The sequence below is a fragment of the Planococcus sp. SE5232 genome, assembly GCF_050686535.1.
Lineage (GTDB): Bacteria > Bacillota > Bacilli > Bacillales_A > Planococcaceae > Planococcus.
The window spans coordinates 34177-47424 of the sequence record NZ_JBOGCP010000006.1; the positions used below are offsets into that span (position 1 = coordinate 34177).

10 protein-coding genes and 1 other annotated feature are annotated in these 13248 nt (G+C 46.3%); of the genes, 5 read left to right on the top strand and 5 right to left on the bottom strand.

Translation table 11 applies throughout. The annotated features are described in order from the left end of the window. Window positions 1-44: 44 nt before the first annotated feature. A complete protein-coding gene (ezrA, locus tag ACRC6Q_RS17250; RefSeq protein WP_223642217.1) occupies window positions 45-1748 on the bottom strand; it encodes a septation ring formation regulator EzrA in 1704 nt (567 codons plus the stop codon). A 154-nt stretch (window positions 1749-1902) separates the two neighbouring features. Here ezrA and hisJ point away from each other — a divergent pair, with 154 nt between their 5' ends. Beyond that, on the top strand, window positions 1903-2703 hold the full coding sequence (gene hisJ / locus ACRC6Q_RS17255; RefSeq protein WP_431467136.1) for a histidinol-phosphatase HisJ: 801 nt from the start codon (window positions 1903-1905) through the stop codon (window positions 2701-2703). Between the two features lie 123 nt (window positions 2704-2826). Further along, a complete protein-coding gene (locus tag ACRC6Q_RS17260) occupies window positions 2827-3306 on the top strand; it encodes a GAF domain-containing protein (protein WP_431467137.1) in 480 nt (159 codons plus the stop codon). Window positions 3307-3378: 72 nt separating this feature from the next. Here ACRC6Q_RS17260 and megL read toward each other — a convergent pair whose 3' ends face one another. Beyond that, window positions 3379-4587 carry a methionine gamma-lyase gene (gene megL / locus ACRC6Q_RS17265; protein WP_431467138.1) on the bottom strand — a complete coding sequence of 403 codons (1209 nt, stop codon included), beginning with the start codon at window positions 4585-4587 and terminating at the stop codon, window positions 3379-3381. A 329-nt stretch (window positions 4588-4916) separates the two neighbouring features. On the opposite strand from megL, the gene rpsD reads away from it, so the two are divergent. Next, a complete protein-coding gene (gene rpsD / locus ACRC6Q_RS17270; RefSeq protein WP_008429073.1) occupies window positions 4917-5519 on the top strand; it encodes a 30S ribosomal protein S4 in 603 nt (200 codons plus the stop codon). A gap of 254 nt (window positions 5520-5773) precedes the next feature. Here the strand turns inward: rpsD and ACRC6Q_RS17275 are convergent, their stop codons facing one another. After that, a complete protein-coding gene (locus ACRC6Q_RS17275; protein WP_223642203.1) occupies window positions 5774-6541 on the bottom strand; it encodes an STAS domain-containing protein in 768 nt (255 codons plus the stop codon). Window positions 6542-6961: 420 nt separating this feature from the next. On the opposite strand from ACRC6Q_RS17275, the gene ACRC6Q_RS17280 reads away from it, so the two are divergent. Next, the gene (locus tag ACRC6Q_RS17280; protein WP_223642201.1) at window positions 6962-7768 is read left to right on the top strand and encodes a cobalamin-binding protein; all 807 of its coding nucleotides are present in this window, start codon (window positions 6962-6964) and stop codon (window positions 7766-7768) included. Window positions 7769-7866: 98 nt separating this feature from the next. Here ACRC6Q_RS17280 and ACRC6Q_RS17285 read toward each other — a convergent pair whose 3' ends face one another. Then, on the bottom strand, window positions 7867-8448 hold the full coding sequence (locus tag ACRC6Q_RS17285; protein ID WP_431467139.1) for a general stress protein: 582 nt from the start codon (window positions 8446-8448) through the stop codon (window positions 7867-7869). A gap of 154 nt (window positions 8449-8602) precedes the next feature. Continuing rightward, window positions 8603-9868, bottom strand: a complete 1266-nt coding sequence (gene tyrS / locus ACRC6Q_RS17290; protein ID WP_431467140.1) for a tyrosine--tRNA ligase — start codon at window positions 9866-9868, stop codon at window positions 8603-8605. A gap of 76 nt (window positions 9869-9944) precedes the next feature. Then, window positions 9945-10133: a binding site (T-box leader), on the bottom strand. Window positions 10134-10237: 104 nt separating this feature from the next. Here tyrS and ACRC6Q_RS17295 point away from each other — a divergent pair. Beyond that, window positions 10238-13207, top strand: a complete 2970-nt coding sequence (locus tag ACRC6Q_RS17295) for a transglycosylase domain-containing protein (RefSeq protein ID WP_431467141.1) — start codon at window positions 10238-10240, stop codon at window positions 13205-13207. Window positions 13208-13248 lie beyond the last annotated feature (41 nt).

Sequence of the window (13248 nt, forward strand, 5' to 3'; positions counted from 1 at the left end):
AAGAAAACCACCAGCTCATATGCTGGTGGTTTTACATGTTGTTTTTAGATGCGCCACGCGTCTTCTTTGACCAGCACTTCGATGCGTTTCATCGAACCGGGTTCAAAGTTTTCGACTGCAGTAGCCGCTTCTTCCAATGCTTTGGTGTAACGAAGCTGGCGGAATGATTCTTCGGCTTCTTCCAGCTTGGCATCCAATTGCAGATTGGATTTACGGTAACGGTTGCCGTATTGGATGATGCGTTCGATCAACAATACATTTTCAACCATTTCGACCGCTTTTGCATGGACATCATCAATGCTTTTCTCAGCTTGCTCCATATAATTATGGACCAATTTAATATTCAATGGCACTTCACGCAAGGACTGAATCACGACAAAAAGTTGTTCTTCAGCTTCTTCGAGACGCACATCCATATCTTCGGGAATGCCTGGGATATTGGCTTTGTGCAGAATGCGATCCGTTTCCTGCAATTTGCGTTTCAGCTGTTCCACTTTAGCGCGTGCATTGTTCTCTTCGATACGGAGACTTTTCAATGCCGTCATGAAATCAATTTGCGTCGAATCGACAATCGACAGATCCTCACGTATATGAACCAATTCTTCCTGAAGGCTTGAATACGCCGATTGATCTTCTTCCAGACGTGAACGGAGCAGATCATACCGTTTCGCTAATTGCTCCATCTTCTCCATACAGGACTTCGGAATGGCCGCTTCGCTTTCGCTGATTTTATAGCTGTGCTGAACGTATCGGCATTCTTCTTCCATTTCCTTTGTATCGCGTGCCACAACTTCCAGATGGCGTTCTGTATCCACTCGATATTCGTCGACGTAATGTTTCGCTTCCACTTCTTTTTCAAGAAGTTCATAAAACGAATCGATCCGGTCCTTCATTTTTTCCACTGCAATTTTCGTTTGGGCAATTTCCAGTTGTGCGATGTTCTCTTTCAGCACTTCCAGCTCTTCTTCCATCTCATCCAATTGAAGCGTCAATTCCAAATGCCCAAGGTAATAGGACTGTTCTTCCATTTCGCTCTTGCCTTGACGCAATTCCGCGATATAAGAAGGGATTTTTGTTTGGACATCCGCCAATAACGGTGGAATGTCGTCAACCAACAGAAATGCTTCTTCGCCTTCAGTTGATAGGCTGATGACAATTTCACGGGCTTTCAAGTAATTGCCTTCGTTGGTCAACTTTTCATATTCATCGAATAATGGAATGAATGACTCGAGTTTCTTCTCGAGCGGTGCAGCTGCAGCACCGTATGAATGCTGGTGAGCCAGCAGATTTTTGCGTGCGCGGCGATACTTTTCCTGGATGAGGTCGATTTCGCTGCGGTTTTTTTCTTCGCTGCCGATCAATTCTTCCAGTTCCACCAAAATGCCATTCATCTGTTGATCGACATTGTCGATCTTGATTTCAGTTTCCTGTTCAAGCTTTGTCGCTTTATTGAATCTGAAGCGGTTGATCGCCTCTTCAGCATCATATAAGGAAGCATCAATTTTCGGAATATGCACATCCATGATTTCTGTCCATACGTTGCGCCAGCGTTCAAACATTTCTTCCGTCTGGCCGTTCATGTTCAATTGTTTCACTTTTGTCAGTTCTTCAAGTATCGGTTTATTTTGTATTTGCAGTTTTAACTGTTCCAAGCGCTCAATTTCAGCCAAATGTTTTTTGCGAAACATAAAGCCGATGATCATTATCGCTAATAGAATGATGACCGCAATGATGATATACTCCATCATAAGTCATATAGCCCCCTGTTCCAAAATCACATTACCAGTTATACGTAAATGTATTCATGATTCTTTTATTTTAACATGTATTCTACTCTTTTGTTTGCCAAATTAGAAGAAAAGCGATTATATTTTTTAATAGACGGAAAAGAGGATGTTTTAGATGAAACGAGACGGTCATATTCATACACATTTTTGTCCTCACGGGACAAAAGACTCAACCAAATCCTATATTGAAAAAGCGATAAAGTCCGGGTTTACAGATATTTCTTTTACTGAACATGCACCGCTGCCAGTTAATTTTACAGATCCTACGCCTGATCAGGACAGCAGTATAAGCATGGAACACCTAATGCCTTATGTGGAGGAAATTACCCAGCTGAAGAATGTTTATCAAAAGGATATCCGCATCCGTATAGGATTGGAAGTCGACTTTATCGCAGGATATGAAAAAGAAATCCGCTCCTTTTTGAACGATATCGGTCCGAGCCTTGACGATGCCATTTTATCCGTCCACTTTCTCCAAGTGGGCAAGCGTTATTTTTGCGCTGACTTCAGCAAGGAAGTGTTTGCGGAATTGGCGGCGGCAAGCGGTTCTGTAGAGGCTGCCTACCAGCTTTATTATGATACTGTGGAAGCATCCATCCAGGCAGATTTGGGGCCATTCAAACCCAAACGGATCGGCCACCCGACATTGATCCATAAATTCCAATTGGCACATGGGGAGAAGATCAACGACAGCGCACAGATTCGCCATATCCTGCAGTTAATGAAGAAAGCTGGCTGCGAGCTCGATGTCAACGGCGCCGGCTTCTCAAAACCCGATTGCCAGGAAGCCTACCCACCCCTCCCTTTTATCGAATATGCAAAATCACTCGGTATTCCCTTGGTCTTCGGATCAGACGCCCATAATGTCAATGGCTTGCATAAGCATCATGAGAAAATTTATACTTATTTAAGTTGAACCGGTTATCTATAGAATTGCATTTGCGTTACGCAACCGCCTCCGGATTTTCTTCCTAATATGAACAGGTGGTTTTGAATACTAAGATCACATCAAACTCAAAACGAAATGAGGCAATCATCCATGTTTACACAAACCGATTACAGCGGCAGCAGTTTAGAACAATACACGATGCTTTCAAAGCAATTGCAAGCTTTATTGGAAGGCGAAAACAACAGCATCGCCAATTTGAGCAACGCTTCTGCTTTGCTTAACCAATTTCTAGAACGCACCAACTGGGTTGGGTTTTATTTGATGGAAGATGGCGAGCTGGTACTGGGTCCTTTCCAGGGGCTTCCGGCATGCGTCCGTATTCCCTTCGGAAAAGGGGTATGCGGCACTGCGGTTTCCGACAAGAAGACGATACTGGTAGACGATGTCCAATCATTCCCCGGCCATATCGCCTGTGACGCTGCGTCCCGTTCGGAAATTGTCATTCCGTTGATGAAAGAAGACCAAGTGATCGGCGTCCTTGATATCGACAGCCCGGAACTGAGCCGCTTTACGGAAGAAGATCGGCAAGGTCTGGAACTTTTCGCTGAGGTTTTAGCGAAGCATCTTTAATAGCAAGACCCTGGACTCGGATACCTGAGTCCAGGGTCTTTTTTAGAGGCTAAAAGCTGTTTCCGTCCGTTTCTAAATTTCCTGGAGTTTTGGTTTTACTTTTTCAACTGCCTTCTCCAGATCTTCGATCAAGTCATCCGTGTGCTCCAATCCGACCGACAGCCGCAATAAAGAATCGCTGATGCCCATCGACAGTCTGTTTTCAGGTGGCACGACGGCATGCGTCATCGATGCCGGATGCTGGATCAGCGTCTCTGCATCACCCAGGCTGACTGCAATCTTAATGAGTGATAGCGCATTCAGGAAAGCTTGCGCTTCTTTTTTGCCGCCTTCGATTTCAAAAGAAATCAACCCGCCGCCTTGCCGCATCTGCCGTTTGGCAATTTCAACCTGCGGATGCTGATCGTCGAAAGGATAATAGATTTTCTTCACTATGTCCTGTTGTTTCAGAAAGTGCAATACGGCTTGGGCATTGGCGACATGCCGATCCATCCGCACATGCAGGGTTTTCATTCCTCTGAGCAATAGCCAGGCATCAAATGGTGACATGATGCCGCCGACATCTTTTTGGACCGTCATCCGGATATGCTGCATTTCATCTGCGTCACGCCCCACCAACACTCCTCCGACTACATCCCCATGGCCGTTCAAGTATTTGGTTGCGCTGTGCAAAACGAAATCCGCCCCCATCCGCAATGGATTCTGCAGGTAAGGCGAACTGAAGGTGTTGTCCACTACGACGCGGATGCCATGTCTTTTCGCTACTGCCATGACCGCTTGCAGATCCACCAGTTCCATCGTCGGATTGATCGGTGTTTCCACATAGATGCATACAGTTTCCGGTCGGATTGCCTGTTCCACTTCCTGCTCGGTTGTCATGGACACCAAATCATGCGTAATTCCATATTTTTCTTCCATGATTTCCAGCAAACCAAAAGTACAGCCATAAATCCCCCTCGAGCAAAGGACATGATCGCCCGCTTTGGTCAAATAAATCAGAGTGGCACTGACAGCAGCCATCCCTGAACCGAAAGCGAGTGCTCCCTCGCCCCCTTCGATTTCCGTCATCCGTTCCTCCAGTACGCGGACTGTCGGATTGCCGAGCCGCGAATAGATATTGCCTTCACAATTCCCTGCAAACCGGTCTTCCCCCTGCTCTGCATTTTCAAAAGAATACGTGGAGGTCTGATAAAGCGGTGTCACTAAACTGTCATGGTGCTTCGAGCTGTCATAGCCCTTATGGATAACCGCCGTCTCGATATTCATTTCTTTTTCTCTCATCAAAATCCACCCCTTAGCTGAAATAGAAAGCGCTTACATACTACCTTGATTTCATTCTACATGGAACGATTTAAAAAAGGAAGCCGGCACTTCCAACTATCTCCCGGCTTCCGGTTGACTTAAGGATCCAAAATCGGTTATACTATGCTTTGTGTAAAATAATCGCAGCAGTTGTATGTGCGTGTTCGTCCATTTTATTCCTCATGGTAGGTGTATCGCGTAACTCTTTGGCTGCTGAGCGAAGGTACAAGAATATAAAATGGCTTGCAGCATGAATGCATCTGGTTTTTATTTTACTCTAAAAACCAAAAACAGAGGAGGAGACTACTATGTCTCGTTATACAGGTCCATCATGGAAACTGTCACGCCGTTTGGGAATTTCCCTTACAGGTACAGGTAAAGAATTAGAAAAACGCCCTTACGCACCAGGTCAACACGGTGCTAACCAACGCAGAAAAGTTTCTGAATATGGTTTGCAACTACAAGAAAAACAAAAACTACGGTTCATGTACGGAGTCAACGAACGTCAGTTCAAAACTTTGTTCAACAAAGCCGGCAAAATGCCTGGTAAGCACGGTGAAAACTTCATGATCCTTCTTGAAGCTCGCCTTGATAACGTTGTTTATCGTTTAGGCCTTGCGCGCACTCGTCGCCAAGCTCGCCAAATCGTAAACCACGGTCACATCCTTGTTGATGGCAAACGCGTTGACATTCCGTCATTCAGCGTGAAACCAGGACAAACAATTGCTTTCCGTGAAAAATCAAGCAACCTTGATGTAGTAAACGAAGCAATCGAAGTAAACAACTTTGTTCCTGAATACGTAACTATCGATACTGATAGCAAAACAGGAACTTTCGTACGCCTTCCAGAGCGCAGCGAATTGTCTGCTGAAATCAACGAACAGTTGATCGTTGAGTACTACTCACGTTAATTGAAAAATTACGTAATGGTAGTGTTGAAAACCCTCGAAACCTTGTTAATTCAATGGTTTCGAGGGTTTTTTTTCCGGATTCTTTGTACGGGCCTCGTCCGGGAGGCATTTTTTTCTTTACTGCAAACAAACTCCGGTTTACTGCAAACAAATTCCTTATTCCGCAAGCAAACCAGCGTATTGCGCAAACAACAACACAAAACGCATAAAAAAATCCCCGGAGCCGCCGACCGCTCTGGGGATTTCCACTGTATTTAGACTAAATGGACTCTATTTTGTTTTAATGCTTGAGCAAGTGTGTTGTAGACTTCGATATCGATGAACTTAATGCCTAATTGCACCGCCGTTTGGGCGATGACTGGACTGATGCCTGACAATGCCACTTGCACTCCGATGATTTCCAGCCCTTTGATCAGTTGGAATACCTGCTGGGCCACCATCGTATCGATTAGTGGGACGCCGGATAAATCGATGAACAGCTTTTCCAGGTTGTGCTTGGAGCTTTGCGCCAGCGCTTTTTCGAACATGATTTCTGCGCGGTGCGGTGTGATTTCACCGATCAACGGCAGCATGCCGGTCTTTTTAGCCAGCAGAATGACAGGTGCACTCATTTCCACGATCATCTGCTGCTGGGAATTCATCCGTTTTTCTGCAGCTTTTGAATTCTTGTCGGTGAACTCAACGATGACTTTACCGATGGTTTGAACGACTGCTTTCGTCCATTCCACCAACCTTTCGTGGCTCACCTTATCTTTATGGCTTAAAGCATAGGCTCCAATTTCCTCGAGGTACTGCTGCTGTGTTCGGAAAAACTCCTCGATGACCTCTACAATCGGTGTATCCAAATGCGCTTCATCTTTTGCGATCGTTTCTATCCAATCCTGAAAATCTGCTACAAATTCATGGTTTTCCTTTTCGAACATGGCACAAAACCGCAGATGGAATTCGTGATTCTGTTTTTTCAGCAAAGCGACTTTCTCAGGATCGGTCGAACCGTAAACTCCGGCTTTGCTTTTGTCCAAAGAGCTATACCACTCCTCTGTCATTTCCCAGGTTCGGTTGCTTAAGTGTTCAAATAAGTCTTGATCTTTCAACATTTAACAGCTATTGCAATAAATCGACAGAAGAAACTGAGATGACTCAATCCTCCAGACTCTTCTGCCCCTCCGGCAATAGCTTCACCCCGCTCTCACTTAAAATTTCACTTCAGTTATTTATTTAATCAACATGAATTGCATTTTCTTCCACTCATTATGCCTACCCATCTGCCGGTGAGTTAAACACTCAAAATCACGGTCTCCTCCGCTTTAAAAACAGGATATGTATCGGCACCGGTTAATTCACCGTCTCCTTTATCATACTTTGTTTGTATAATTTCATCAATTGAGAAGAAATTTTTTCTTGAGACATGTTAAACTAATGAAAAATGGAGGTGGAGCCGGATGCGAATTATTTCAATTTGTCCGAGCAATACAGAATTACTGGCGTTTTTGGATGCTGAACACCTGCTGGTCGGCATCGATGATTTTTCTGACTGGCCAAAAGAAATCACGGCATTGCCGCGGTTGGGGCCTGACCTGTCAATCCGGATGGATGAACTCGAGGCATTGGAACCTGACCTGGTTTTGGCGTCCCTGAGTGTTCCAGGTATGGAAAAGAACGTCGACGAACTGGTTCGAAGAAAAATCCCCCACCTTGTACTCGATCCCCAAACACTAGAGGAAATCGGGCAGGATCTGTTGACGGTGGCTGATGCCTGTGGAATAGACGCCAATGCTGTACATGCTGAATACCTGCACGTTATTGAAGACATCAAATCACGGGGACAAAAAGCAGGGTCCCGCCCCTCCCTTTACTGGGAATGGTGGCCAAAGCCTGTCTTCACTCCCGGCAACATCAATTGGCTGACGGAGATCAGCAGCATGACCGGTGCCCGCAACCTATTCGATGGGACCGATTCCGCCAATATCCAAACAGATTGGGCTGATGTACGCGAACGCCAACCTGATTACATCCTGCTTGCCTGGGTCGGCGTCTTGAGCTCGAAAGTCAAACCGGAACTTGTCAAAAAACGTCCCGGATGGAATGAAATGAAGGCAATCGACCACATTCATGTCATGGAGGAAGAACTCTATTGCCGCCCTTCTCCAAGACTGATTGAAGGCGCTATCCGCCTGGGTAAATTAATTCATCCTGAGGAATTCCATGATATGGAACTGCCGCGCTTCATAAAAGAAAAGCAGATTTAAATTTATAAGTTGATTGACGGAGCCGGCCGCTAGAGTGACCGGTTCCCAATCGAAAAGGCCATCCAATCGAGGATGGCCTTTTTTTCTATCGCTTCACTTTACAATCCAGCTTGCCCGCGACGTCCACCGTCCAACGGATCATTATCCACCCGGCTCCGGTCGCCTCTTATCGTCGTCGTACTGTCATTGCCGATAAGCGGATCGCGCTCTCCTGTGAATGTATCGCGGTCATTGCGGTCGGGTATCGAACTTCTGTCATCCTCGACCAGCACCAGTATTTTTCCTTCATTAAAATGCGTTTCGTACCGTTCCGCTTCATCGTCCGGTATTCCCATGCCGATGAGAGCACCGGCAAGCCCGCCTACTCCAGCGCCTGCAGCAGCACCTGTCAAGCCAGCAGCTATCGGACCAGCTGCAACAATAGGTCCAATCCCAGGAATGGCCAAAGCACCGATACCTGCCAGCACTCCGCCGAGGCCGCCCAACACGCCGCCTGTCGCTGCACCTGCAGCAGCGCCTTCTCCTACCTGTGTTCCGGTTTCTTCCGCAACAGCTTCGGTTTCGCGCTTATCTTTACTCAAAACTGATATTTCCTCACTGTTGTGGCCTTCCCGCTGCAACTCTTCAATCGCACGGATGGCTTGGTCTTCTGTTTCATAAGATCCAACTACTCTTGACATTTCTAACGCCTCCCTGAAGTTTTAGTAAAGTCAATCGTCGTTCATTTCCCATGTTACCCGCTGACTTGCCGAATAAACCCCGATTCCACATTTTTCAGTTAACTAAAAAACAGGACACCCCAGAAAAAATCCGGCTGTCCTGTTTGAATGCTTCTTACTGGAATTGCACCATATGGTATTTCTTTTTGCCCCGACGGATAATGGCAAAGGCATCTTCCAACCGATCTTTTTCATCAACGACATATTCCAAATCCGTCACTTTTTCCCCATTTACAGAAATCGCTCCATTTGTAACGTCTTCACGCGCCTGTCTTTTCGATGAAGAAATTCCGGCTTCTACGATCAAGTCGACGATGGATTTGCTTTCTTTTGCCATTTCCACTGACGGAACATCCTTAAATGCCGCTTTCATCTCAGAAGACGACAATGCTTTCAAATCTCCACTGAAAAGAGCTTTTGTGATGCGCTGTGCATCAGCCAATGCGTCTTCCCCATGGATCAATTTGGTCATTTCTTCGGCCAGCGTTTTTTGCGCTTTCCGCAAATGCGCTTCCGTTTCCACTGTAACTTCCAATGCTTCAATTTCTTCACGGCTGATGAAGGTGAAGATCTTCAAGTATTTGATGACATCCGCATCTGCTGCGTTGATCCAGAACTGGTAAAACTCATAAGGTGTTGTTTTTTTCGGATCCAGCCAGACAGCACCGCCGGCTGATTTGCCGAATTTTGTGCCATCCGCTTTTGTGACAAGCGGAATGGTGATACCGAATGCTTTAGCTTCCTCATCATGCGTTTTGCGGATCATTTCAAGGCCGGAAGTGATATTGCCCCATTGATCGGACCCGCCGATCTGGATGCGGCAATTGTGCTCGTTGTACAAATGGTTAAAGTCGATTGCCTGGATCAGCGTGTAGGAGAACTCCGTGAAAGAAATTCCAGTTTCCAAGCGTGTGGCCACTGAATCTTTAGCCAGCATGTAATTGACCGAAATCAGTTTACCGTAATCGCGAAGGAATTCGATGACACTCATCTTGCCGACCCAATCGCGGTTGTTGACCATTTTCGCTCCGTTTTCCGATTGGAAGTCGAAAATCTGTTCCATTTGAACTTTGATGCCTTCAACATTGCGGTCGATCTGTTCTGTCGTCTGCAGTTGGCGCTCTTCGTTCCGTCCTGAAGGATCTCCAATCATGCCGGTCGCGCCGCCAACCAATAAAATCGGCTGATGGCCGTGAATCTGAAAGCGGCGCAGCGTCAACAATGGAACAATATGCCCGATGTGCATGCTGTCCGCAGTCGGGTCCACTCCACAGTATAAAGAAATCTTCTGGTCGTCGAGCAATTTCTCCATGCCTTCTTCGTCGGTTTGCTGGTATAAAAGCCCCCGCCATTGTAAATCCTGAATTAATTTGTTAGTCATTCCAATTCCTCCTTACTAGTTTGAAACGATGGGAGCGATAAACATCCACATAAAAAGCCCCTGCATGAAAAAATCATGCAGGGGCGCAATTGCGCGGTACCACCCAGCTTGGAGAATAGATTCTCCCTCTCATCATGTGCCGAACGGGGCACTTCCGTAAACTCCAGGCCTGTAATTCGATCCATGCATTTTGACCGGTTCACACCACCCACCGGCTCTCTAAACAAAATCACACGTTCTACTTCGGACTCTTCATCGTTTTAATATGAAATATACTAGTAGTTTACTTTATTATATGGCATTGTCAATAAGTTTAGGTACAGTTATGAGAATATGATATAATATAATGGATTTTAGGAGGGCGATAACGTGCGTGATAAAATGAAAAATTGGATAAGTAAAGCTGAGGAAACAACCGATAGATGGACCTCGACAAAGTGGTTCAAACGACTGAGCATCACATCAGGAGTCATCTGGAATCTTGCATTGATCCTGGCGATTGTGCTGGTGACAGGCGGAGTTTTCGCCGCATCAGTCGGGGCGGGCTATTTCGCTTCGCTGGTGGATGAAGAAAAGCTTCGGACTCCCGATGAAATGCGTGGGGAAATCTACAGCTATGAAGAAACCTCCGAAATGTTTTTCGATAATGAAGTGTATATCGGGAAAATCCAGACAGATCTGGAACGAAAAGAGACATCACTTGATAAAATCTCCGATGTAGCCGTTGATGCTGTCCTTGCGACCGAGGACGAATACTTCATGGAACACGAAGGAATTGTGCCGAAAGCCATTCTTCGCGGTTTGCTGCAAGATGTCTCGAATTCCGACAGCCAAACAGGCGGATCGACGCTGACGCAGCAATTGATCAAGAATCAGATTTTGACGAACGAAGTTTCCTATGAACGAAAAGCAAAAGAGATCCTGCTTGCCATGCGCCTTGAAAAATTCATGACAAAAGACGAAATCATGGAAGCGTATCTCAACATCATCCCTTACGGCAGAAACTATACCGGTGCTAACATCGCCGGGATTGAAACTGCGGCCAACGGCATTTTCAATGTGTCAGCAAGTGAATTGAACCTGCCGCAAGCAGCTTTCATCGCAGGAATTCCAAAAGCCCCTTTCCGCTACACCCCTTACACTTCAAGTGGTGAACCAAAAGAAGCTGAAGGATTACAACCCGGAATCGACCGGATGAAAACAGTGTTGTATCGGATGAAAGAAACCGAGTACATTACTGAAGAAGAATACAATGAAGCCCTTGCCTACGATATCGTAAAGGATTTTCGTCCACGAGAATCCCGTGCACGTGAGAACTACAAGTTTGTCACCGTAGAAGTCGAAAAACGGGCGGCTCGGATCATCATGGACATTCTTGCTGAAAAAGATGGTGTCGACCCGACAACGCTTGAAGAAAATGACAAGCTTTATGAAGAATACGCAATTCTAGCCGATCGGGCCGTCCGATCGAACGGTTACCGCATACACTCGACCATCAATAAAGAGCTATTCGATGCACACGAAGAAGCAAAAGACGCCTACACGCGCTACGGCACAACATTAACCGTACCATCAACCAACGAAGACGGCGAAGAGGAAATGAAAGAACTTCCCGTCCAGGTCGGAAGCATGATGCTCGAAAATAAAACTGGGCGCATTTTAAGTTTTGTAGGCGGCCGTGACCACGAAATAGAAGAATTGAACCATGCAACTCAAGCATACCGTTCAATCGGTTCTACCGTAAAACCTCTACTCGTTTACGGACCAGCCATTGAATATGGAAACATCGGTGCCGGAAGTCCAGTTGTCGATGTACAATTCACCTTAAATGATAACGGCACACCTTGGACTCCGGCCAACTTCATCGCCTCAAGTGAACAAGGCATCATGCCTGCACGCGATGCATTGGCACAGTCACAGAACTTGCCTGCCCTTCGCCTGTTCGGCCAAATCAGAGAAAAAATGCCGATCAATTATTTGATCAATGCCGGCTTCTCCCAAGTTGAAGAAAAAGAAAATTACTATCCTTCAACGGCCTTAGGCGGCGGAATCGAAGGCTCTGTTGAAGAACTTACCAGTGGATATGCTACCATCGCCAACGGCGGCAAAAGAATTGAACCGTATATGATCCAACGCATTGAAGATGCGGATGGCAATATCGTTTTTGAACACGAAACCGAAGAACAGGAAATCTATACACCCCAAACAGCCTACGTTCTGACAGACATGCTGCGGGATGTCTTCAAAACAGATAGAGGTACAGCCAACCGTGCCAATGACATGCTGAATTTCAGCGCTGATTTTGCCGGTAAAACAGGAACTACACAAGAAACAAGAGATGTTTGGCTAGTGGGATATAATCCGAACATCACAATGGGCCTATGGCTTGGATATGACCGTGAAAAGTATTCACTCGACAATTTCCAAAATGTCAATTTGCCTCCTTCCCTACGCGTTAATCAGTTATGGGCGAGCCTGATGAATTCGACATACCAAACTACACCGGATTTAATTGGAGCCAATGAAACATTCAAAGCTCCGAAAGGCGTCGTAACCCGGTCGTTCTGCAGCATTTCAGGTCTTGCTCCAGGCGGCGCCTGTTCAACCGCTGGTCTCGTGACATCTGATTTGTTCAATGCGGATGCCATGGTTCCGACAAAAGCGGATGACAGTTTAACAAGTGGTTCGTTTACCACAATCAATGGAAAACGTTACGCTGCTTTGTCCAGCACGCCAAGTGAATTCACTTCAGGCGGAGGAATTGCTGTTTCACAGAAATACATTGATCGCATGATGGCACCATTCGGTGGAGACGCCGGCAAATTGTTCCCGGGCAACTCCAGATTCTCTTCAGTTGTCTCAGGTGCAAGTTTCGAAGCTGACAGTGTCGCTCCTGGAAGTGTCGGAGCTTCCATCAGCGGAAATACAATTACTTGGACCAATTCCGGTTCAAATGACGTAGTCGGATACCGTGTTTACAAAAACGGTTCACGTGTCGCTTCCATCTCAGAGTCGAGCAGCAATTCATATACCGCTTCTGGTGCAGGAAGTTACACCGTAGTAGCAGTGGATATTACAGGCAAGCAGTCGGCTGCTTCAAACAGTGTCAACATCGCTGCACCGAAGCCAAAGCCTGTACCAAAACCTGAACCAACCCCGCCACCGGAAGAGAAAGAGCCGGAACCGGAAGTTGAAACACCTGCTGAAGAAGTTGAAACGCCTCCAGCAGAGGAAGAAGAAACTTCTCCCGAAGAAGAACCTGAAGAACCAAAAGAAGAAGAACCGGCTCCTGAAGAGCCAGAAGAACCAGAAGAGCCAGCTGAAGATGATGCGGCCTAACACATTAAGACCGACTCGCATAACCCGCGAGTCGGTCTTTT

What these genes read in the sequence shown, in the direction of transcription:
- ezrA (WP_223642217.1), bottom strand. Translation starts at nt 1,748, where the DNA reads ATGATGGAGTATATCATCATTGCGGTCATCATTCTATTAGCGATAATG.
- hisJ (WP_431467136.1), top strand. Translation starts at nt 1,903, where the DNA reads ATGAAACGAGACGGTCATATTCATACACATTTTTGTCCTCACGGGACA.
- ACRC6Q_RS17260 (WP_431467137.1), top strand. Translation starts at nt 2,827, where the DNA reads ATGTTTACACAAACCGATTACAGCGGCAGCAGTTTAGAACAATACACG.
- megL (WP_431467138.1), bottom strand. Translation starts at nt 4,587, where the DNA reads ATGAGAGAAAAAGAAATGAATATCGAGACGGCGGTTATCCATAAGGGC.
- rpsD (WP_008429073.1), top strand. Translation starts at nt 4,917, where the DNA reads ATGTCTCGTTATACAGGTCCATCATGGAAACTGTCACGCCGTTTGGGA.
- ACRC6Q_RS17280 (WP_223642201.1), top strand. Translation starts at nt 6,962, where the DNA reads ATGCGAATTATTTCAATTTGTCCGAGCAATACAGAATTACTGGCGTTT.
- ACRC6Q_RS17285 (WP_431467139.1), bottom strand. Translation starts at nt 8,448, where the DNA reads ATGTCAAGAGTAGTTGGATCTTATGAAACAGAAGACCAAGCCATCCGT.
- tyrS (WP_431467140.1), bottom strand. Translation starts at nt 9,868, where the DNA reads ATGACTAACAAATTAATTCAGGATTTACAATGGCGGGGGCTTTTATAC.